This is a genomic window from Bacillus sp. 1735sda2 (assembly GCF_024159245.1).
GTDB lineage: Bacteria > Bacillota > Bacilli > Bacillales > Bacillaceae > Bacillus > Bacillus pumilus_O.
The window spans coordinates 2,629,360-2,650,734 of the sequence record NZ_JAMYWZ010000001.1 but is presented as its reverse complement, the minus strand read 5'-3'; the positions used below and the strand labels follow the sequence as shown (position 1 = coordinate 2,650,734).

The following is a 21,375-nucleotide window of genomic DNA, read 5'->3' as shown; positions in this document are numbered from 1 at the left end:
TAGAAAACACAATTGAGGGAGTGTATAGCTCCCTCGTCTTTAAAGGGGAGTTATTACATGTACGAATTTAAGAACATACCGCAAGAGCTCAAAAACGCCCCTCAATGGATATTATGGCGTTCCGAAGAACGTGACGGTAAGAAAACAAAAGTGCCGTATCAGATTGATGGCAGCATGGCACAATCCAGTAATAAGAGAACCTGGTCAACCTTTCCGACCATTTTAAAATTTTATAATAACCGAGACTATGACGGGATCGGCTTCATGTTCTCAAAAGATGATCCGTTTATAGGCATAGATATTGATCATTGTGTCGAGGGTGGGGTTTTGTCACCATTCGCACAAGAAATTGTTGATAGTGTAGGCAGCTATACCGAATTTTCGCCAAGTGGAGAAGGTGTCCACATTATTACAAAAGGTAAAATTCCGTTACGGGGCCAGGGCACAGGTAGAAAGAATCCCGAACTAGGATTAGAAGTATATCGACACGGTCGTTATTTTACCTTTACAGGAAACAGTCTCGGAATAGGGGCAATTGAAGAACGATCGGACAAGCTCAAGGAGCTCTTTGATAAATATTTGAAGGACAAAAAAGAAGAAACGAAAACATCTAGCCCGTCTGCTGCTTCATCCCGTGATATGAATAATCTTTCTAATAAAGAGATATGGGAAAGGATGTTCAACAGCAAGAACGGAAAAAGCATTCAAGATTTGTTTAATGGTCATTTGATAAACGATGATCATTCGGCAACAGATATGGCCCTGTGTAACCATTTGGCATTTTGGACTGATAAAGATACTTCAAAAATGGATTCGATGTTTCGTGAAACGGGATTGTATCGGGAAAAGTGGGATCGGCAACATTCATCCGATGGTGCTACATATGGAGAAATGACCATTGCAGCTGCCGTTTATTCTACTCATAAAACAATATCCGATTTGATGGAAGAACAGCAGGATCAGCCGTACGAGGTATATATTTCTCATCCTGATAATTCTCAAGTTGAGGACACCGAAGAAATTATAGATACGCCGCCCGTGTTTCATTTGACCGAGTTGGGGAACGCTGAAAGGCTTGTCTATTATCACGGAAAAAATATACGGTATTGCAATGAGCTTGAATGGTTAATTTGGAATGGGAAGATGTGGGAAGAAGACAGTAAACGAAAAATTGAGGCTTTAGCTGCTCAAACGTTGCGTGCCATTTATGGTGAAGCAAAAGCAACGGAAGATGGGTACAAAAAAAAGCAGCTGAACGACTGGGCAAAAAAATGCGAGCGTCGCAATATTCGGATGAATACGATTTTAGATACACGACCGATGGTTGCCGTTAAAAAAGAGGAGCTCGACTCACATAAATATCTGTTTAATTGTGAAAATGGTGTGATTGATTTAAAGACAGGTGAAATATTGCCACATGATCGGGATTTACTCTTTACAAAAATTTCAACAGTTGCTTATCAAAAAGACGCAGAATGTCCAAACTGGAAAGCATTTTTAGAAAGTATTTTCATAGATGAAAACGGGCAGCCGAACTATGAAATTATTAATTTTATGCAAAAAGCCATTGGCTATGCATTAACGGGTGATACGTCTGAACAAGTCATGTTCTTCCTGTTTGGAAATGGCCGTAATGGTAAATCAACGTTTATCAATACTGTTCAGCAACTACTAGGAGACTATGGGCGGCAAACGAACAGCGATACATTTATCAAAAAGAAAAATGATAGCAGCATCAACAATGACATAGCCCGCCTAGATGGTGCACGCTTTGTGTCGGCTGTAGAGAGTGAAGAAGGCCAGCAACTTTCTGAATCATTAGTGAAGCAGATCACCGGAGGCGAAAAGATGTCCGCCCGTTTCTTGCGCCAGGAGTATTTTGAGTTTACACCGGAATTTAAAGTGTTTTTTACGACAAACCATAAACCAATTGTAAAGGGAAGCGATGAGGGTATATGGCGACGCATTCGATTAGTTCCTTTTACGGTTACGATCCCAAAGGAAAAAGTAGATAAGAAGCTGCCGCAGAAACTAGCTGCAGAAATGCCAGGTATTCTAAGATGGGCCGTTGAGGGTTGTTTGAAATGGCAAAAAGAAGGGCTCAAGGAGCCGGAGGTCATAAGGAAAGCAACCGAGGGATACCGAGAGGATATGGACATTTTAGGGCCGTTTCTTGCTGAAAGATGTGTTATTCATCCAACTGTAAAAATCGAGGCAAAAGAAATCTATAAGGAATACAAAGATTGGTGTTATGAAAATGATGATGTTGAATTAAAAAACCGCGCCTTTTATCGTCAATTAGAAATTCGAGGTTTTAAAAAAGGAAAAGGCGCAAAAAATAAGACATTTATTCATGGAATGACATTAATTCAGTATGCAGGAGGAAGTTTCTTACAGAGTGACGATGGTCGGGTTACTGAAAGGGTTACTGAATTTACTTCAAAAAGTAACCCAAATAAGGTTACTTCAATCAATAGAAAGAAGCTCTAAGCATTGATATATAAGGATTTTTAATGTTTTACATTTTTTAGGGGTTATTAAGGGTTACTGAATTTCTATGTTCCTCTCACATGAAAATTAATTAATAAAAAATAATATATATATAAGTATATAGACTTTAATAGAAAAATAGATAACCTTTGATAACCCAGTAACCCCAAAAAGGCTGAAAGCCTTGATATGATTGAGTTTTTAAAGGGTTACTGAAATTTTAGTTCGATAACCCTTTACTAACCCTTTTTTAAAAGAGGTGGGAAAAATGCACCCGAAACAAATTTGTGCAGATTTAGAAATGATGGGCGCTCGTTTGGTTCTTGATGGTAACGATCTTTATATTGAGAATCCCGAAAACGTCTATCAAGAACTTGTGGAATTTGTCCAGTCTTACAAGAAACGAATTATTCGATATTTGAAAGGCGAATACTCGGATCATGAACATAATGTAAAACAAACAATAGACAAAATCATCAATTATTTTATGGGCATAGATCAAGAAATGAATCCAAAAATAGACGACTGGTTCAATCGTGAGTGGGATGCGGCAACTAAAGCCGCGAGATTGCTTATTCTATTTTGGGAAAACGGATGGAGAGACCTTGACACTTCCGTTTCTAATTTTGAAAGTGAGGAAACGGACAAGCTATCTTTAGAAATTTACGAAAGGGCCATGTCTTATTTTAAGGGAGATAAATCATGACTATTATTCACTACAACTATTCAGATACAGAATTAAAAGAAATTTTAGGCAGCATGATCATTATTGTGGATACGAGAGAACAGAAGAATCAACATGTTCTTGACTATCTTCGTAAAAAGAATGTATCCATCAAATTCAAAGCCATGAAGACGGGCGACTATTCCGCAATGATTCCCAAGAATGAGGCATACGGGATCAATAGAGATATGTATTTAAACGCTGCTATCGAAAGGAAAAACGGAGTTGATGAGCTTGTTCAATCCATTAAGGATCGTTCCAGGTTTGAAAATGAATTGATTCGAGCATCAAAAAACCCTTTCACTCTTCTTGTGGAAGACTTGGAAGGGTATCAAAAGATACTCAACGGAAAATATCGTTCAAAATATGAACCGAAGTCGTTATTAGGCAGCTTGAAAACATTTGAGGTTCGTTACAATTTTTCAACGGTTTTTATTAATCCAAGTGCGACCGGAAACTATATCTATCATCATTTTCATTACATGGCCCGTGAATTACTAAAGGGGGGCTTGATGTGAATGAATTAATGAAGACCCTTTATCTTGAGCGAAAAAAGGATGAAATCAAAGCGCAGCTGCTTAAAATGGGATACTTTAAAACGCCTGATGGTCGGCAGTTGTATGAACTTTCACTAGAAGAATTAGACGAAATATTCAAAAAACAATTGATTGAAAGGGGAAAATGATTAATGGGTGCTTATGATACTCCATTGAAAAAATGTCCTTATTGTGGAGAAGAATGTGAAGCCGATTTTGTTGATAACGGTGTTGGGATGGTTCAATGTGGCCCATACCATTGTTATAACTGTGGTGCGAGTGAAATAGGACCAGAAATGGAATTTGAAGATCTAGTAGATAAGGATGGACATTATGCAGGTCAAGGAAAATTGAAGAATCCACAAGACTTTACTGAAAAGGAAATAAGAAACGGTTGGTACGAACCTAAAAGTAAAAAGATATCACCGTATGCAAATACAATTGCAGGCCAGCTTGTTAACCACATTGAAGCAAAGGCAGCTTATAACCTTGGTTTACTTGACGAAAAAAATTTAGGAGGTAAATAATCATGGCGTTTGTAGGTTTTGAAGAATCACACGAGGTGCGGCAGCTGGCTAAAAGTTTAATTGATGAACACCACCCACATTTAAAAGATGCGATTGAGCATATTGGGTTTTATATTCGAGAAGGCAGCAGCAAATGGGCGGGGAAAGCGAAAAAATGCACGGCCTTTGAACGTCATATGACCGATTATATGCTTTTCGTATTTGTAAATAAGGAAGCATGGAAGGCAATGAACAAGAAACAGCGTGCCGCCCTGGTCGATCATGAACTTTGTCATTTTACACGTAACAAAACGGAAGAACCTGATCCGAAAGATACGAGGAATTGGATTACTGTGTACGGGCCCGCCGATGATCCTGACAGCTGGGGAATACGAGAGCATGATGTGGAGGAATTTTCCGAAATCATTGAGCGTCATGGTCTTTGGGATACGGGTATTGAATCATTCGCTGCAGTTGTGCGGGAGGCTGATCACCAAATGAATATTGATGATGTGAACAGAGAACAACGAATTCAGAGGGTGAAATAGTGGAACATACCGAAATCAAAGAAGATAAGGAACTAATTCGATTAAAAAGAAAGATAGATCGGCTCATATCAAAATGTGACAGAAAAGGCTATGAATTTATTGATTTTGAAATTGGAACAATTAGAAAAATTGCTCATGCGAAAAGCATGAATGAACTCAATTACTTAGTATTAATGTCTATTCAAATGATATTTGATAATCACAAAATCAGATAATGTTAATAATATCAGGAAGGTGAAGAAATGAAGCTGCTGAGCATTGGAGACATTCTAGAAGATTTTCATGGCAATACAAGCATGGGCCTATACCTAGTTGCAAAGTTATATTTCGGAGAAATGTTCGGATATAAGTATGCTTTAGTCAGCCTAAATGGTGAAGGTGTCGCAAATGGATTTCATGATAGTTTACAGGAATTACAAGACCATCCGTACCTCAAATCAATGGTGCATGTAAAAGGATTGGAGGTAGCAGAATGAGAAATCGTCTACTTATCTTTTATATCATGTTTGGATCGGTTTCTGTTTTGGCTGTTTTGAATATGAATTAAGGAGGCAATGAAAGACTTGAGATTACAAGACATTCCAAGTAAAATTATAGATATTGAGACTTTTGACACAAAAGAGCCCATCGTTTTGGTTTTCTCTAATGGGATATTGAAATATACACAATTACCGCCGCATGGTGAAACGAAAATTGTCACTCATAATAACAAAGTGACTCGATTGCTTTTTAACGAAGGCGAACTATTTGAATAAAACCGTTTGAATAAAACCGTTCTACCGGAAAGCCGGGGGGCACTGATCATGACAGCATAAGCGCTGTTTGGTTGGTGTCCCTTTTTTATATTCAGAAAAGAAGAAAACGAGGTGTAAATCTATGTCTAAAAAAAGAACTGACGTTCCTAAGAACAAATGTACCCAAAATCGCACGCAGGAGCTTTCATATGAAGAGATAAAGGAGCTCATGGGTATTTACCGCCCAACATATAAAAGAAGCCGTGGCGGGGTGTTAAAAAGCAAATAAAGGGGGGGAGGGCATTTTATGTTGAGTGAACCACCTGTAATAGATAAAAAAGAAACGAGAAAAAGAGTAGAAAGGATTCTCGACAACTATCGTTTATATCTTCTTCAAGTTCCCGATGATATGCTACCTAAAATAACGGCCGGATTTAGTATCGTCCCTCCAGCTGTGACGAACGCTTTTCATTCATCTACAGAGAGTACGGCCATGAAACGCATTGATTGGGAACAGAAACGAAATGCATATCTTGAAAGAGTACAAAAGGCTGTCAACCGTCTTCCTGCTTATGAAAGACAAATCATTATTAAACGCTACATGCAGCAAGAACCCGTTTTCGATTACCAGGTATACAATGAAATCGGCATGAGTGAAAGATCGTATACACGCCTGAAAGGAAAGACATTCCTAGATCTGGCATATGCGCTCAATGAAGTTGTTTATAAAGCACCCGTTTAGAGGTGTTTTTTATTTTGGCTGAATTTTGGCGTAAAAGTGGCGTGTTTTTGGCGTAATGTTGGCGCAGCATGACGTGAAAAAGGTTGTAATATTGTATTATGAGATAAATTGATAGGGCGGCTTCCATTGCGGAGGTCGCTTTTTTATATGGAGGTGTTGGCTTTGGTAGAACTCTTAATCTTAAAAGAATGCTCAAAACAATGTACAAGGACTCTCATAGTAGGGACAAACACTTGTGAGGCGAGAGCGTTATGGCGATATTTGAAGAAGAAATTCCCACAATATAAATATCCGCAATTTGTTTCAATGAACCCGGCAATGCTAGACGGGGTAAATCCTAGCGAAACAATTTTAATCTTACTGCCAGGCTATTATCGAAATCCAATAATCAACTGCTATGAATTTCAATGGTTAAAGGAGAATGCCATTGAAGTAATTCATATCAATGAGGAGGAAATCAAATGAAAATTTTAGTTATTAAAACAGATTGCCAACTAAATAACGAGACAAGGGAAATCCTTAGAGAAGAAGCTAAGAAATCAATTGAAACAGGCATTATGATTCTTGACGGGGGAATGAGTTTGGAAGTTATTGAAATAGACAAGTCATACCCATTGGATGGATTAAATCCAGGAGTACCGATCTATGATGAAACCGTTGAAACCATGCAATGAACCTGGATGTCCTCAACTAACCCGTGAAGGATATTGCCAGCAGCATAAGACATCGAAGCCTTCATATGATCTGTTCCGTGAATCATCGTCACGCCGTGGGTATAATAGCCGATGGCGTAAAGCGCGTGAAGGTTACCTAGCAAAGCATCCGTTGTGTCAGTCTTGCATGCTACAAGGCAAACGTATTGCTGCTACAGTAGTGGACCATATCAAACCGCATAAGGGAGATAAAAAGCTATTTTGGGATTCTTCTAATTGGCAGCCATTGTGTGCGTCTTGCCATAACAGAAAGACCGCCAAAGAAGATGGAGGGTTTGGGAATGGATAATCAAAAGTGCGTATGCGATCAATGCGGCACGACATTTAACATTGCTAGCTGTTCTAGGATTAGAAAGATTGGCGAAGGGATCAAACAACATCTTCTAGTTTGTCCGAGGTGCAAGACTGAGTACACATCCTATTATACGAATGCGTATATCAGACAACAGCAAAGCAAAATTAGAAAGCTATTCGTTGTCCTTCGGAACACGAAGGCTGAAAAGGCTATCGAAATGCACAAGATGAAAATAGCAACACTTCAAGAAAACTTACAAATTGATATGAAACAGCTTCGCATCGAAATGGAGGCCCCCCCAGGGTTAAATCCCTAGAAACGATTTGCCGTAGACCGCGTCTCCCTCAACATCGCGAGAAATTCCCTAAATGAAAATTCGGAAGGAGGTGAGGGGATGGCAAGGCCGAGACAACCAGTTGACTTGTTGCTAGTGAAAGGGAAGAAAAACCTTACCAAGAAAGAGATTCAAGAGAGAAGAGAGCAGGAAATTAAGGCACCGGATGACAAAGTGAAAGCTCCTTCTTACTTACCAAAAGACTTAAAAAGAGAATTCAAAAAGATAGCGGACGAGCTAAAAAACATCGGAATTATGACAAATTTAGATGTTGATGCGCTTGCCCGTTTTTTGTTTGCTCGAAAACAATATTTACAAATAACAGAAATCATACTTCGAACACCTGTTATAACTGATGTTGAAGATGAGGACGGTAATCTGATTGAAGTAGCGAGCCAAAAGTATAGTGATCTTCTAATAAATCAAGACAAACTGTTTAAACAATGCAGACAAGCATCAAGTGATCTAGGATTAACCATTTCCTCTCGCTGTAAACTTGTGATCCCTAAAAAGGATGACAAGCCGAAGTCAAAAGAGGAAGAACGCTTTGGAGGGCGCATGTAATGATAACGCAGGAAATGACCGCAGAGCTTTTAATTGAGCGTGTATGGTCATATTGCGAAAAGATTCAATCGGGGGAAATAAAAGCAGGCAAGAAGCACAAGTGGGCTGTTCAGAGGTTCATTAAAGACGTAGAGCGGCTGGCAGAAGAAGACTGCCCGTATTATTTTGATGCGGAATTAGTTTTAGACTTCTATGAATGGGCCAAGCAATTTCATCATGTTGAAGGTGTATTGGCTGGTAAACCTATTGAGCTTACAGACTTTCAGCTATTCATGGCAGCTAATATCTATGGGTTTTACAAAAAGATCAATGGTGCCAGGCGTTTTAGAAAGGCTTATATTCAGTTAGCAAGAAAAAACGCGAAATCACAATTGCTGGCTATCATGGCTTCGTATGAGATCTTCCCAACTCAAGAAAAACATCGTGTGTTTATTGCGGGTTGGTCGAAAGAGCAGTCAGATGAAGTCTATCAAGCAATCATTGAACAACTAAAGCACGCACCTATTTTAGAAGGGAAATACACAGACGCTAACGGGCAGGTCACGAAATACGCGACAAATTCAATTATCAAACCGTTATCCCGTGAAGCCCGCAAGGTAGGAGACGGGAAAAACCCATCACTAGGGATAGTTGATGAATATATGTCTCATGAAACAAGTGAAATTTATGATGTTATTGACAGTGGAATGGTCGCACGTAGAAGTCCTTTAATGGTTATCATTACTACCGCAGGTTTCAACTTAAACGGGCCGTGTTTCAAAGAGTATCAATATGTTTCCAAAATTCTTGATCCCGACATTGAAATTGAAAACGATGACTATTTTGTTATGATCTGTGAACTTGATCCCGAAGACGACGTAAAGGATGAGTCGAACTGGATCAAGGCAAATCCGATAGTCGCAACTTATCCAGAGGGAATAGAATCACTACGGTCAGCGATAAAAGTTGCATTAGATGTCCCTGAAAAAATGAGAAGTTTTCTTACAAAAAATATGGATCGCTGGGTCGATCAAAAAGACAATGGCTACATGAAAATGTCTAAATGGCGGGCCTGTCATGGTGAAATGCCCGATCTAAAAGAAATGGCTATCTATCTTGGTGTAGATTTATCTATGACAATGGATTTGACGTCAGTTGGCTGGGTAGGTGTGATGGATAATGTTTATTATGTTGGTCAACACTCCTTCATTCCAGAGGTAAAGGCAAAAGAGAAAATGGCTACTGATAAAGTGCCTTATGATTTATGGCGTGATCAAGGTTGGATGACATTCACATCAGGTGAGGCAGTTGACTATCAATTTGTTGAAAGGTGGATTATTGAATTTGCCCATGTCAACAAACTGAGAGTCATGGAAGTTGGATACGACAAGTGGAATGCGCTGCACTTAGCACAACGGCTTGAAAGTAAAGGGTTTAATATGGTTGAAATACCACCGAGGTTTCATCACCTTTCTTTACCGACAAAGGATTACCGACAAAAGGTGTATGAGGGTAAGGTCATTCATGCGAATGACCCATTGCTCACTTTTGCGTATAATAATGCAATCCTTAAACAAGATCCGCAAGAAAACATCATGCTAGACAAAGCGAAATCACCTCAAAGAATAGATCCAGCTGCAGCTGTTATGAATGCTTTTGCTAGGGCTATGTATCACGATATGGGTGCAAACGTTGACTTAAACAAACACTTTTCAGGAGATTTCAGTTTTTAGGATTAGGATGTGAGAGAGTGAGAAAATTTATTGTACTTCTGAAATCAATACTAAACGACTTGCTGTTTATTGGAGGGTGCATCTTTATTCTGCTGGCAGCGTATCGGGTAAATATGAACATCGGTCTATTTCTGACGGGTGTATTTTTTATGTTTTATGCCTACTTACTGTCAAATCACGCGAGGCAGAAAGAGAGGTGAAATAAATGTTTATAGATAAGTTTTTTGAAAAACGATCCAGCTCAACAACAATAGACGGTTTCAGTCAGTTGATCAATCTGTTCGGGGGAAGAGAAACGGCAAGTGGTGAAAGAGTCAGTGAAAGTAATTCACTTGAGCAGCCGGACATTTTTGCATGTGTCAATGTACTATCTGATGACATCGCAAAGCTGCCGATACACACATTTAAAAAAGAGAATCAAGGAGTCAACAGAAACCCTAATCATCCATCGGCCTATGCAATCTATGCAAGGCCAAACCCGTACATGACAGCTTTTACTTGGAAAAAATTAATGATGACGCATGTCCTAACATGGGGAAATGCCTATTCGATGATTGAGTTTGGGGCACATGGTTTCCCTGAAAATCTTTACCCGTTGCGGCCGGATGCAACAAACGCATACATCCATCCCGACTCAGGGAGGCTATGGTACCAAACCACCGTTAACGGAAGATCAATGGAACTATACGAACACCAAGTGCTGCACTTTAAAGGATTTTCTACGGATGGTATACACGGTAAGTCGCCTATTGGTGTGATACGAGAGCACATAGGCGCTCAAGCAGCTGCGACAAAATATAACGCAAAATTATATAAAAACGAAGCCACGCCGCGAGGCATTCTAAAAGTACCTTCTTTCTTGGATGAAAAACCAAAAGAGAACGTCCGTAAAGAATGGCTGCGGGTCAACCAGGGTGAAAACATAGCGATTATTGATAATGGACTAGAATATCAATCTATTGCCATGCCGTTGCAAGAAGCGCAGTTTGTAGAATCTATGAAATTCAATAAAGCACAAATTGCAATGATTTATAAAGTTCCGTTGCATAAACTCAATGAGCTTGATAAAGCCACATTCTCAAACATTGAGCATCAATCCTTGGAATATGTAAAAAACACATTGCAACCGTGGATCGTGAGTTTTGAACAGGAGTTAAATATCAAACTATTTACCGACAATGATCAAAAAGCGGGCCATTATGTGAAATTCAATGTTGATAGTGAGCTGCGCGGCGACAGTAAAACTCAAGCAGAGTATTTTAAGACCATGAGTGAAGCGGGTCTTTTAAATAAAAATGAGATTCGTGACTTGATTGAAAGAAACCCTATCGAACATGGCGAGAAATATCTTTCTAGCTTGAATTATGTGTTTCTCGACTTTATGGAAGAATACCAGAGGCTTAAAGCTGGTGCGGCCATGAAGGGAGGTGACAGCGAGAATGAGTAAAGAAAAAGAAGTGCGGCTGCTCACGTCGCCAATTGAGATCCGTTCCGACGGTGAAGGACAAGCCGAATATGTGGAAGGCTATGCTTTGAAGTTTGAAAAATGGTCCGAGCGTTTGGGCTGGTTCAAAGAAATTATCAGCAGGAACGCTTTAGAATCTACCGATCTATCAAACGTCATTGCACTTTTTAACCATCGAGAGGATTTTCCTCTAGCAAGAAACACCGTTCCAGGAGAATCAGGACGGCTTGAATTAGAAATAGATGGTATAGGTCTTAAATTTAGATTTAAACCGTCAGACACGTCATATGCGCGCGATCTCATGGAGAATATACGCAGCGGAGTTATTAATCAATGTTCTTTTGCCTTTTCTTTGGATTACAACGACCAAGAACCTGACGAGTGGCGCATAAATGAAGATGAAGACATATACGAACGAAGAATAAACAACATTCACCGCATTTATGACATATCTCTTGTAACGACACCAGCGTATAGCGATACCGAAGCTGTGGTAGGTGCCCGCAGCTTAGAGAAAGTAGAAGAAATGAAAGAACAACGAAGCACACCAACAGAAGAAACTTTAAAAATTGAATTGGAACTTTTAAGCCTTGATCTTCCAGAGTAAGGCTTTTTTGCGTTCTATGAGGAGGAAAAATAAAAATGTCTAAAAAAGAAATTGAACTACGTCAGCAGTTTACGCAGAAGAAAGAAGATGCGGATAAGGCACTAGCAGCAGGAAAAACAGAGGAAGCACGTCAGCTTCTCGATGAAGTGAAAGAGCTTAAGAATCAAATTGAATTGATGGTAGAAGGTCGCTCGCTGAACGTGCCTGATTTACCTGGCGGTGAAAACTTTGTGCCGGAGCAAGAACGTAACCCGGAAGGACGGAAAGGAGCCGAGGGAGATAAAGAAGAACGTCAAAAGAAATTCACCAAGTTGTTCATGAAGTCTCTTCGAGGTAAATCTTTAACACATGAAGAACGTGAATTCTTAGAAAACCCTGAATTCAGAGCGATGTCAGGAAAAAATGAAGAAGATGGCGGAATCCTAATCCCCGAAGATATTTCAAGAACTATTAAAGAGTTAAAGCGGGAGCAATTACATCAACTTGAGCAATATGTCACGGTCGAGCCGGTAGCAACCCGTTCAGGTAGTCGTATGCTTGAAAAAAATGGAGACATGACACCATTCCTAGACATCGAGGAAATGGGAGAAATTCCAGAAACAGACCAGCCTAAGTTTACAAAGCTATCATACAGCATCACTGACTATGCTGGACTTTTACCACTTTCAAATACATTGCTGCAAGATACAGATCAAGCGATCATGACATATGTCGCGAAATGGTTCGTTAAAAAATCAGTCGCAACAAGAAACTCTCTTATTTTGGCTATCCTTGATGGTTTGAAAAAGGTCGAATTTAAGGGCTTGGATGACATTAAAAAGACTTTAAATGTTACCCTAGATACCGCCATTTCAGCTGGTGCCATCATCATGACAAACCAAGACGGGTTTAACTATCTTGATCAATTGAAAGATGCGGACGGTAAATATCTACTCAAGGATATTCCTTCTGAACCGACAAACAAAATGTTGTTTGGTCGCCGCGTGGTGGTGATCTCGAACAAAGTCTTGAAAACAAAAGCAGGGAAAGCACCTGTAATCGTTGGTGATTTAAAAGAGGCAGTTGTCTTATTTGATCGTCAGCAACAGTCTATCGACTATACGAACCTTGCTGCAGGATCATTTGAAACGAACACAACGAAAGTACGAGCGATTGAACGTGAAGACGTTGTGGCTTGGGACAAAGAAGCGGTAGTATACGGCCAGTTGTCAATAAGCGAGTAAATAAAAAAGAGGTGAATAAGTCATGCGAGTGACTAAAAATTACACCACTGACGGCGGGGATCGAACTGTCATCGGTGGTGTTTTAGAGTTTGCAGGTGGAAAAATCGTCAAAGATGGTCAGGAAGTGAGTCTAGGTGGCGGCGGGTCAGCTGCACCAGGAAGCGTGACACATGAAATGCTGGCCGAAAAAGCAGTTCGATCGGTAAACATCGGGACGGGAAGCGTCATGCCGGAGCATCTTAATTCGTCTATTGAAACTAGACTCAAAGGTATGGAAGACGAAATAAAAGAGCTGAAAAGCAAACTGAACAAAGAATAAAATAATTGAAAGGAATGGATAAAACATGGCTAAAGATTACCTAAACGAAAGTAATGGAGTATACACGTCTGCAGAGGCGGGCGCAGACGGTAAACCTATCACAGCAGTTACGGTGAAAGACAATAGCGAAGAAAATCCTCTTTATGTGAAGGGGTTAAAGGGTGATCCTGGTGAACAAGGCCCAAAAGGTGACAAAGGCGATCCCGCAGTGATTGAAACTGGGTCTATTAAGAATGATCATTTAGGCGATGGATCTGTCAACTCCCGAACAATCGGTAAAGGTAGCGTTAAATGGGACAACATCAATTCAGAGGTACAAAAAAGGATCACTGATTTAGAGTCTCGATTAGACCAAATTGAGGGGAAAGAAAATACTGAATAAGTAGGCGGTCTTCTATGGATTTAAAAATGCTGAAAGATGAATATTTAAAAATTGATACCGACCAAGATGACACCTTGCTAAAAACCTTACTTACTGCAGCAAAGGGATATATCAAAAATGGTATAGGTCGTTATGTGGAAGGAAATGCACAGTATTCGCTTGTAACAGGCATGCTTGTTGCTCATTGGTACGAAAATCGAGGAGTGTATGAGTCAGGCGTTTCCGGCTCATCCATCCCTTTTACTATTCGGGACCAACTAACCCAACTTCGCTATGTGGAGGCAGAAGAGGATGAAGAAGATAAGCGAGTTGAATCGTCGCTTAACCTTTCAAGTAAAGAAAAGGGTACAGGATGACGAGCTGAATTGGAATGAATCCTATGAAAATGTCTTTGAGACATGGGGTTCAATTGAAGGATTTTCCGGCACAAAATCAGATACGCTTGTTGCTGGCGCGCTAGGGGTTAAGTCACCGAAGAAAATTACAATAAGATACCGAGAAGACGTAAAGCAAGACATGCGAATCCTTCTTCAAACTGGAACAGACGAGGCAGGAGAGCCAATCTATCGCACTTTCGATGTAATGGATTATAACGACATAGAAAACAAAAAGAAGCGACTTGAAGTCACTTGTAACGAGGTCGGCATAAATGGCTGATATGGATATAGAAGGGTTCGAAGATTTAACGAGATATTTTAATAAAATCGGTGACGACGTCGAAAAAGCCGAAAAGGTTGCCCTTAAAGCTGGGGGCGAGGTAATAGCCGCGCACCAAAAACGTAACGTGAATAAAAGTTCAAAAAATCAGCCTCACATGGTCGATAACATCACCGTTTCAGCTGCAAGAGAATCAAAAGACGGTGAGCTGTTTGTTTCGGTTGGTCCGAATAGAAAAGTCGCTTACAGAGGGCGATTTTTAGAGTGGGGCACGTCTAAAATGCCGCCGCATCCATTCATTGAAAAAAGCGCAGTTGAAGGGGAGGGACAAGCTGTGAAGATCATGGAAAGAATTATCACGGCACCTATTAAATGAGTCTTGATGCAAAAAAAGAATTGAGTGCAGCGTTAATAAAAAACAATGAATTAAAGCAGCTTGTCACGGGTGGTTTTCATAATCTTGTGGCCGATGATGTGGCCGCATTCCCCAGAGTTGTATTTTCAGAGATTACAAATAGGGATCAGGAGTACAGAGACAACCACTCCGCAGCAAGTGAGGTTCGATTCCAGTTAAGCATATTTTCAAAAGCAGACACACGGAAAAACGAAACAGAAATAGCGAAATTAATAGATCGTCTTATGAAAGATTTAGGTTACGGAAGATATGATTCCGTTGACCTTTACGAAACAGATACAAAAATCTTTCACAGAGGCATGAGGTACGTCAAAACATTTTTCTAGGAGGAAAACAGATGGGGAAAACAATCTACGGATTAGACATGTTTCATTACGCTGAACTTATTCAGGATGATGACAAAGGACTTGCATATGCAAAGCCTGAAAGACTGCCGGGAGCTGTAAACGTCAAAGTCGATCCTAAATCAGAACAGTCTAAGTTTTGGGCTGATAACGGCGTGTTCGATTCATTTAACAACATGGGTGACATTGACCTTGAGGCTGAAATAGCAGATCTGCCAATTGAGGTGCAGAACAAAATTTACGGTCACAAGGTAGAGAATGGGATTTCTTTTGCCAGTTCTGATGATAAGGCTATACACTTGGCTTTCGGGTTTAGAGCGAAAACATCCACAGGCGGGCATAGGTATTATTGGTTCTTGAAGGGTCTTCCTGAATTGCTGGGGAATGAACACAAAACTACCGAAGGGAAAGCCGAACCTGAAACACCAAAATTTAAAGCAGGTTTCATGACTTTACAAAATAAGAAGGGGAAAAATCGTTGGAAGGCTCAAGCTGAGTTTGGTGAAGGTTTTGACCCGAATGAATGGTTTAAACAAGTTGTATGTGACGGTGCGTCGTTTTCAATGGGAAAAGATACAGAGGATTCCACAAGTTCAGTAGACATCGGAAAGGGCGTTTAATAACGCTCTTTTTTATTTTGTAATCGGGAGGCAATAGCATGGAAGCAATGACAATCACTTTGCATTTAAACGGTAAAAAAAAGAAGTTCTCGACACCTAGCTTTATCACAGGTGCTTTGTTTAGAACCGCGGTAGAAGTAACAGAAGACTTTGAATCAAATGATCCAGAAAGACTTTATACAAGTGCACAATCAGAGTTTATCTGCGAAGTCTTCGGAAACAAATTCACTGCAGAAGAATTTGAACAAGGCATTGATTCACGACTTTTAACTAGAACAATCTACGCAACTGCAAACTATGTCATCGGAAATATCGTTGAAGCGAGCAAGATCCTGAATCCTGAAACTGCAGAGGAAGCAGAGCTGGGGGAGTAAGTTTGTCCGATGCTGTCCTTGATATGTATAACGCATTAGAGGACATTGGCTTTACTCAAAATCAGATAGACGAAATGGACATTGTCTATCATCTGAAACGCCTTGCACGCAGGAAAGAAGCGAGCAAGGAAAAGCCAAGTAAGAACGCTACAGCATCGGATAAACCTTTATACATTGATCAAATACCTGGACTGTAAAAAGGTGGTGAGGGATTGAGCAAAGACATTAAAGTAAAGCTGTATTCTAATTCGTCCCAATTTAACGGGGAAATGAAAGCAATTTCCGTTCAAATGAAGAACATAAAGTCTGAGTTTGAAAAGAATCGGACTGCCGTCGGTGTGTGGGGCAATGAACTGAAAACGTCGCAGACGAAAGTCAGAACCCTTTCACAGCAATTAGACCAGCATAAAATGAAGGTCAAAGCACTCGAAAGAGCGTATGCAGATTCAGCTATCAAGAAGGGAAAGGATGCGGAATCAACGCAAACCCTTGCCCGCAGGCTGAACTATGCAACAGCTGAAATGAATAAAACACAAAACGCGTTAACGCAAACGACTAATAAAATTCAGAAGATGGAAGCTGAGATAAAACGAACATCCTCATCGCTTTATAAAATGGGCCAAAGAATGAATACAGTTGGCAACAAAATGAGAAGTACCGGTGCTTCGGTAGCAATGACTACAGGTGTTGCTTTTGCTAGCTTGGCCCTCCCGCTAAAAGATGCAGTACAAGTGGGTATGGACTTTGAAAAGCAAATGAGTAAAGTCCAAGCTATTTCAGGTGGTACAGCCCAAGAAATAAAAAAGTTAGAAAAGCAAGCAATGGATCTTGGGGCAACATCAGTTTTTACTGCTAGTCAAGCAGCAGACGCACAAAGTTTCCTTGCGATGGCTGGATTTAAAGCAAACGATATTTACGCAGCCATGCCAGGTATGTTGAATTTAGCGGCTGCAGGTCAACTAGATTTAGCTGCCGCCGCCGACATTTCCTCTAATATGATGCAGGCCTTTGCCTTGAAAGCTGAGGAAGCAGGTCACGCATCGGATGTAATTGCATACGGAGCAGCTAACGCAAACACAAACGTTGAGCAAATGGGAGAGGCCATGAAGTTCCTTGCCCCTAATGCCAATTCGCTAGGATGGGGACTAGAAGAATCAGCGGCCGCAGTCATGGCGTTTGGTGACGCAGGTTTACAAGGTTCTATCGCAGGACAAGCCTTTGGTACGTCGTTGATTAGGCTGGCAACGCCAGCTAAAAAGGCCCAAAAGGAAATTGATAAATTAGGATTTGCGTTTTTCGATGCCGCCGGAGATATGAAAAGCATGCCGGAAGTCGTTGCAGAAATGGAAAAGGGCATGAAAGGCATGACGAAAGAGCAGCAAGCCGCAACCTTAAAAACCATTGTCGGTGCTGAATCTTATAAACATTGGGCTATTCTTCTACAAAAAGGCAGCAAGGCTTTAAAAGAGAACACAAAGGCTTTGAAGGAATCAGACGGTGCTGCTCAAGATATGGCAGATACGATGCTAGATAATGCACGAGGCAGCATAGTTGCCTTTAATTCTGCTGTAGAAGGAGCAAAAATTAAACTAACTAAAAGTTTACTTCCTGCGCTTGGTAACCTAGCTGAAAAAGGCGCAGACATCGTTTCCATGTTTAACAAAATGGATTCTGCCACAGCTCAAACGGTTGCTAAAACAGCATTGTTTGCTACGGGTGTCCTAGGCGCCACAACAGCAGTCGCAACGCTGACGATGGGTATTGGTGCGCTTTTAGCATTTACGGGTCCAGTGGGGCTTGCTATTGTGGGGGGAACGGCTTTACTAGGCGGCATTGCTGTAGCAACCTATGCGTATAACGAGCAACTTAAAAACCAAAAGAAACGTCAAGAAGAAGCAAAAGAATCGGCTCTTCTATATGGTGAGGGCGTTTCTAAAGCGACACAAAAAGCGGCCGGATCATACGTGAATCTACGTGAAAAAGCTACATCACAACTGTTCCAACTGACACAGGTTTCAGGAAAAGAAGCCGAGAAGATGGCAAGCAATCTATTGTCTACTTATCAAAAAATGTCTTCTTCTCTTATTAAAGAGCTGGAAGGATTTAAGACAGATGCAATCGCCGTTCTAAAAGGTCTTTTTGAGGACCAAGAAAAAGAAACAAAGAAAATCGGAGAAGATTGGTCCGATCAGCTGGTCGGAGACATTGACAAAGACGTTCAAAAAGTACGTGAGAAGATGCGGCAGTTAGAAAAATTGAAAGATGAAACAGGTTTAATGACATCAAAAATGAATGCTTCTCAAAAGAAAACATTTGAGGATATAATTTCATTCTTTCAACAGTCAACAAGTAAATTTGCCGCAAACCAAAAGGACGCTTTAGCCATTCAACAGAGAGTTTCAGAGAGTCAAACAAAACTCTCTTTTAAAAATGCCAAAAGCTACAATGATCAAATTAGTGGCATTTACAAAGAGGGGCAGAAGGCAGCTAAAGAAGATCGTGACTACAGAAATAAAGTTTTAGACGAGGCCCTTGCAAAAGAAGCCATTTCAGCCGCACAGCACAAAGCACTAAAAGCTAAAAGTAACGCTGATTATCAAAAGTCACTTGCTGAGAACCTAGAAGCGTATAAAAACAATTCAAAAGCGTTATTTGATCAAATGGCTCAAGACGGGAAACTACTGGATTTAGAAACAGGAAAAGCACTAGAAAAACAAATAGAATACTCAAGTAATTCAATGGGTATTTTCACCAATCAAGAGGAACAAGAAGAAAAATACCAAGCGCGATGGGCTGAAAGACAAGTAGCGTTCTTACAAAAACTTGGAGACAGCAAAGAAGAAGCATTAGAAAAAACGAAACAAGCTCTCATTGAGTTTAACGAGGGTCTAGGCTTTTCTGCAGAAGAATCGGCGAGCAAAGCAAACGAAGCAATCATAAATGCTGAAAACGAATTCAACCGCGCAACATCTGCCCGTGAATCGGGAAAGAAAATGGGCGATGAATTTGCGGACGGCCTAACAGCTGCCACACCTAACACGTTAGCAAGTGGGTCGATCCTTAAACAAACACTGGATCAAAAATTGCGAGAAGAAAACGGTATCCCTAGAATTGCAGGACAAGAAAAAGGCCAATCGTTTAGTGAAGGTATTAATTCGTCAAAAGTTAACGTATCTAACAGCGGATCAGTGCTGCAGCAAGCACTTAGGCAAAAGCTAAGTGAAGGCAATGCAGAGGCTAATACATCCGGCTCACAAAAGGGTCAATCATTTAGCGCGGGAATAAGTTCAACAAGTGGCATCACAAGCACTGCAGCAAGCAGCGTAAACCAAACGGCGCTATCTAACCTTAATAAAAATACGACCCAGGCAACCCAAGCAGGTGTGACAAAAGGCAGCAGTCACAGTGCGGGTATCACAAGCACAAAGGGCGCCAATACGACTGCAGCATCATCGGTGAGTGCGACAGCAACGGCACAACTTGCCAAAACAACTGATGGCGGAGGCGGACAAAAAGCAGGTGTTGAATTTGCATCGGGAATCCGTAGCCAAGCCGGAAACGCTAGTAATTCGGGTAGCACCGTAGCACAATCAGGAAAACAAGGCTTATCAAGCGTGAAAACAACTGGCACAGGTGCTGATTTTTCTAAAGGTTTTGCTAACGGTATTCGTAGTATGGGAGGCACCGGCGGGACAATTTGGAAAGCTGCTTGGGCCATCGGTAAAGTTGCAATACGTTCGCTGAAAGATTCCATACAATCAAAATCACCTGCAAAAAAGACCATCGCAGAAGGCGTGAACTTTGGAGACGGCTTCATCATTGGACTTGGTGAAAAAGCGAATGAAGTGAAAAAGAGCACAGCAGCAATGGCACAAGGTGCTATGTCGTCCTTCAAGTCTGAAATTAATAGAATGGCGTTTAACATCCAGGGGGCAGCAGATGAAATAAACACGATGCGAGCCGAACTGACTGTGAGAAATGAGATTGATACGCCTGTATTAAACCAAAAGCTAGATGCCCTTATTAGTCTTCTATCAAACAATTTACAAACGAACAATGAAAGCGTAAGTGCGGCAGGGCAAACAATCAAAATTCATCCTGCACCTGTCATTATTGGCGGTGAGCATTTAGCAGACATCGTTTTTAATCAAGGAGACACATCTATACTAGATAAAAAGAGCGCTCAAAAGTATGAGCAGAATGCCTATAAAGGAGGGCTGAAAAGATAATGGATCTGTATTTTGATTTCAGAGACGGAATGGGGGAGCAACCTTTGTCGGGGTTACTGCCCTATTTTAAGTTGCTTAGCTTTGCACCTGACGCGCCGAGCACTGATAGGGAGCTTGTACAATTAACCAGGTTTAACGGACTTGTACCGACGCAGCACCCACGCGACATAGTGTACAAAGAAAGGCCTATCAAAGTTGAAATATTGCTGGATGCTAAAATCGCGGCTAACTTTTATCAGTATAGACATGAGTTTTATGATCTTGTTGTTCAGCCCTTCTGGTATTACATCTCATGTGATCTGCTTCCTGGTAGGCGTTTTGCGGTTACGTGTGACGGAGGGTTTCAAATACCCAAAGACAAGCAAAAAAACCAGGTATCTTTCCAAATGGATTTTAACAATATTACAGGACTAGCAGAGTCAAAGGGCACGTCTTTAAGCGCGCAAAACTTTTCTAGTGAAAGATGGTTTTCAGGAATGGGAATTCAAAGGCGGGACGATCTGCAGTACCGTTTTAAAAACAAAAAGCGTTTCAGCGTATTCAATCCTGGCTTACCTATTAACCCACTGCAGCATGATTATAATGTGCTTCTTAACGCAAAGGGAAAAAACGTGACTATCATCAACCACACGAATAACGAAAGATTGAAAATAGAAGCCGAATTGAAAAAATCACAACAGGTCAGAAACCTGAAACAGTATACCGTTGTCGGCAATAAAAGATTAAAAACGTCTGGAAGGTTGCCGTCCTTAGATAAAGGCATGAATGAGTTTGAGATACAGAACACCAATGATTTTGAAATTGTTTTCGACACGAGATTCTATTATGCATAAGGAGGGGGT

General features: G+C 40.7%; 32 protein-coding genes. All 32 read left to right on the top strand.

Features of this window, described 5'->3' with window-relative positions; all coding sequences use genetic code 11:
* Positions 1-57 precede the first annotated feature (57 nt).
* The 32 genes from NKR21_RS13825 (at position 58) to NKR21_RS13670 (ending at position 21,366) form a co-directional block, all read left to right on the top strand.
* Positions 58-2,490 carry a phage/plasmid primase, P4 family gene (locus NKR21_RS13825; RefSeq protein ID WP_253602540.1) on the top strand — a complete coding sequence of 811 codons (2,433 nt, stop codon included), beginning with the start codon at positions 58-60 and terminating at the stop codon, positions 2,488-2,490.
* Between the two features lie 268 nt (positions 2,491-2,758).
* Positions 2,759-3,196 (top strand): hypothetical protein, encoded by a 438-nt coding sequence (locus NKR21_RS13820; RefSeq protein ID WP_253602539.1) that lies wholly within the window; start codon positions 2,759-2,761, stop codon positions 3,194-3,196.
* Positions 3,193-3,732, top strand: a complete 540-nt coding sequence (locus NKR21_RS13815; RefSeq protein ID WP_065098269.1) for an ERCC4 domain-containing protein — start codon at positions 3,193-3,195, stop codon at positions 3,730-3,732. Before NKR21_RS13820 ends, NKR21_RS13815 begins: the two co-directional genes overlap by 4 nt.
* The gene (gene fbpA, locus NKR21_RS13810; protein WP_253602538.1) at positions 3,729-3,899 is read left to right on the top strand and encodes a Fur-regulated basic protein FbpA; all 171 of its coding nucleotides are present in this window, start codon (positions 3,729-3,731) and stop codon (positions 3,897-3,899) included. Before NKR21_RS13815 ends, fbpA begins: the two co-directional genes overlap by 4 nt.
* Positions 3,900-3,902: 3 nt before the next feature.
* Complete coding sequence (locus NKR21_RS13805; RefSeq protein WP_253602537.1) at positions 3,903-4,277, top strand: hypothetical protein; 375 nt, start codon at positions 3,903-3,905, stop codon at positions 4,275-4,277.
* A 2-nt stretch (positions 4,278-4,279) separates the two neighbouring features.
* Positions 4,280-4,804 (top strand): putative metallopeptidase, encoded by a 525-nt coding sequence (locus NKR21_RS13800; RefSeq protein ID WP_253602536.1) that lies wholly within the window; start codon positions 4,280-4,282, stop codon positions 4,802-4,804.
* Positions 4,804-5,019: a hypothetical protein gene (locus tag NKR21_RS13795; RefSeq protein ID WP_144468313.1), complete on the top strand. Its 216-nt coding sequence runs from the start codon at positions 4,804-4,806 to the stop codon at positions 5,017-5,019. Before NKR21_RS13800 ends, NKR21_RS13795 begins: the two co-directional genes overlap by 1 nt.
* A gap of 27 nt (positions 5,020-5,046) precedes the next feature.
* Positions 5,047-5,280, top strand: coding sequence for a hypothetical protein (locus NKR21_RS13790; RefSeq protein WP_144468312.1), 234 nt, complete (start codon positions 5,047-5,049; stop codon positions 5,278-5,280).
* Between the two features lie 87 nt (positions 5,281-5,367).
* Positions 5,368-5,559: an XtrA/YqaO family protein gene (locus NKR21_RS13785; RefSeq protein ID WP_483298368.1), complete on the top strand. Its 192-nt coding sequence runs from the start codon at positions 5,368-5,370 to the stop codon at positions 5,557-5,559.
* Positions 5,560-5,680: 121 nt separating this feature from the next.
* Entirely contained in the window at positions 5,681-5,827 is a 147-nt protein-coding gene (locus NKR21_RS13780) for a hypothetical protein (protein ID WP_186314371.1), read from the top strand.
* Between the two features lie 18 nt (positions 5,828-5,845).
* Positions 5,846-6,280, top strand: coding sequence for an ArpU family phage packaging/lysis transcriptional regulator (locus NKR21_RS13775; protein WP_144468310.1), 435 nt, complete (start codon positions 5,846-5,848; stop codon positions 6,278-6,280).
* Positions 6,281-6,442: 162 nt separating this feature from the next.
* A complete protein-coding gene (locus NKR21_RS13770) occupies positions 6,443-6,745 on the top strand; it encodes a hypothetical protein (protein WP_253602534.1) in 303 nt (100 codons plus the stop codon).
* Entirely contained in the window at positions 6,742-6,954 is a 213-nt protein-coding gene (locus tag NKR21_RS13765; RefSeq protein ID WP_253602533.1) for a phage portal protein, read from the top strand. The genes NKR21_RS13770 and NKR21_RS13765 overlap by 4 nt, the downstream gene beginning before the upstream one ends.
* Positions 6,926-7,282: an HNH endonuclease gene (locus tag NKR21_RS13760; RefSeq protein ID WP_253602532.1), complete on the top strand. Its 357-nt coding sequence runs from the start codon at positions 6,926-6,928 to the stop codon at positions 7,280-7,282. The genes NKR21_RS13765 and NKR21_RS13760 overlap by 29 nt, the downstream gene beginning before the upstream one ends.
* Positions 7,275-7,604 carry a transglycosylase gene (locus NKR21_RS13755; RefSeq protein WP_253602531.1) on the top strand — a complete coding sequence of 110 codons (330 nt, stop codon included), beginning with the start codon at positions 7,275-7,277 and terminating at the stop codon, positions 7,602-7,604. The genes NKR21_RS13760 and NKR21_RS13755 overlap by 8 nt, the downstream gene beginning before the upstream one ends.
* Positions 7,605-7,682: 78 nt before the next feature.
* Complete coding sequence (locus tag NKR21_RS13750) at positions 7,683-8,186, top strand: phage terminase small subunit P27 family (protein ID WP_144458244.1); 504 nt, start codon at positions 7,683-7,685, stop codon at positions 8,184-8,186.
* A complete protein-coding gene (locus NKR21_RS13745; RefSeq protein ID WP_144473507.1) occupies positions 8,186-9,898 on the top strand; it encodes a terminase large subunit in 1,713 nt (570 codons plus the stop codon). The genes NKR21_RS13750 and NKR21_RS13745 overlap by 1 nt, the downstream gene beginning before the upstream one ends.
* A gap of 17 nt (positions 9,899-9,915) precedes the next feature.
* On the top strand, positions 9,916-10,098 hold the full coding sequence (locus NKR21_RS21285; protein ID WP_144469034.1) for a hypothetical protein: 183 nt from the start codon (positions 9,916-9,918) through the stop codon (positions 10,096-10,098).
* Positions 10,099-10,103: 5 nt separating this feature from the next.
* Positions 10,104-11,345, top strand: a complete 1,242-nt coding sequence (locus NKR21_RS13735) for a phage portal protein (protein ID WP_144460000.1) — start codon at positions 10,104-10,106, stop codon at positions 11,343-11,345.
* On the top strand, positions 11,338-11,970 hold the full coding sequence (locus NKR21_RS13730) for an HK97 family phage prohead protease (protein WP_144460001.1): 633 nt from the start codon (positions 11,338-11,340) through the stop codon (positions 11,968-11,970). Before NKR21_RS13735 ends, NKR21_RS13730 begins: the two co-directional genes overlap by 8 nt.
* 35 nt (positions 11,971-12,005) lie before the next feature.
* Positions 12,006-13,193 (top strand): phage major capsid protein, encoded by a 1,188-nt coding sequence (locus NKR21_RS13725; protein ID WP_144472866.1) that lies wholly within the window; start codon positions 12,006-12,008, stop codon positions 13,191-13,193.
* Between the two features lie 22 nt (positions 13,194-13,215).
* A complete protein-coding gene (locus NKR21_RS13720) occupies positions 13,216-13,512 on the top strand; it encodes a hypothetical protein (protein ID WP_144469048.1) in 297 nt (98 codons plus the stop codon).
* Between the two features lie 25 nt (positions 13,513-13,537).
* Positions 13,538-13,894: a collagen-like protein gene (locus NKR21_RS13715; protein ID WP_144469047.1), complete on the top strand. Its 357-nt coding sequence runs from the start codon at positions 13,538-13,540 to the stop codon at positions 13,892-13,894.
* 14 nt (positions 13,895-13,908) lie between these two features.
* On the top strand, positions 13,909-14,250 hold the full coding sequence (locus NKR21_RS13710) for a head-tail connector protein (protein ID WP_144473505.1): 342 nt from the start codon (positions 13,909-13,911) through the stop codon (positions 14,248-14,250).
* Positions 14,186-14,551, top strand: coding sequence for a phage head closure protein (locus tag NKR21_RS13705; protein ID WP_144472850.1), 366 nt, complete (start codon positions 14,186-14,188; stop codon positions 14,549-14,551). The genes NKR21_RS13710 and NKR21_RS13705 overlap by 65 nt, the downstream gene beginning before the upstream one ends.
* Entirely contained in the window at positions 14,544-14,927 is a 384-nt protein-coding gene (locus NKR21_RS13700) for an HK97-gp10 family putative phage morphogenesis protein (RefSeq protein WP_106072761.1), read from the top strand. The genes NKR21_RS13705 and NKR21_RS13700 overlap by 8 nt, the downstream gene beginning before the upstream one ends.
* Positions 14,924-15,292, top strand: a complete 369-nt coding sequence (gp17, locus tag NKR21_RS13695) for a tail completion protein gp17 (RefSeq protein WP_105926180.1) — start codon at positions 14,924-14,926, stop codon at positions 15,290-15,292. Before NKR21_RS13700 ends, gp17 begins: the two co-directional genes overlap by 4 nt.
* Before the next feature lie 11 nt (positions 15,293-15,303).
* Positions 15,304-15,930, top strand: coding sequence for a major tail protein (locus tag NKR21_RS13690; protein ID WP_253602530.1), 627 nt, complete (start codon positions 15,304-15,306; stop codon positions 15,928-15,930).
* A gap of 38 nt (positions 15,931-15,968) precedes the next feature.
* Positions 15,969-16,304 (top strand): phage tail assembly chaperone G, encoded by a 336-nt coding sequence (gene gpG, locus NKR21_RS13685; RefSeq protein WP_144523922.1) that lies wholly within the window; start codon positions 15,969-15,971, stop codon positions 16,302-16,304.
* Positions 16,305-16,306: 2 nt separating this feature from the next.
* Positions 16,307-16,501, top strand: coding sequence for a hypothetical protein (locus NKR21_RS13680; RefSeq protein WP_034665790.1), 195 nt, complete (start codon positions 16,307-16,309; stop codon positions 16,499-16,501).
* A gap of 15 nt (positions 16,502-16,516) precedes the next feature.
* Positions 16,517-20,533, top strand: a complete 4,017-nt coding sequence (locus tag NKR21_RS13675) for a phage tail tape measure protein (RefSeq protein ID WP_253602529.1) — start codon at positions 16,517-16,519, stop codon at positions 20,531-20,533.
* Positions 20,533-21,366, top strand: a complete 834-nt coding sequence (locus tag NKR21_RS13670; RefSeq protein WP_144469031.1) for a phage tail domain-containing protein — start codon at positions 20,533-20,535, stop codon at positions 21,364-21,366. Before NKR21_RS13675 ends, NKR21_RS13670 begins: the two co-directional genes overlap by 1 nt.
* Positions 21,367-21,375 lie beyond the last annotated feature (9 nt).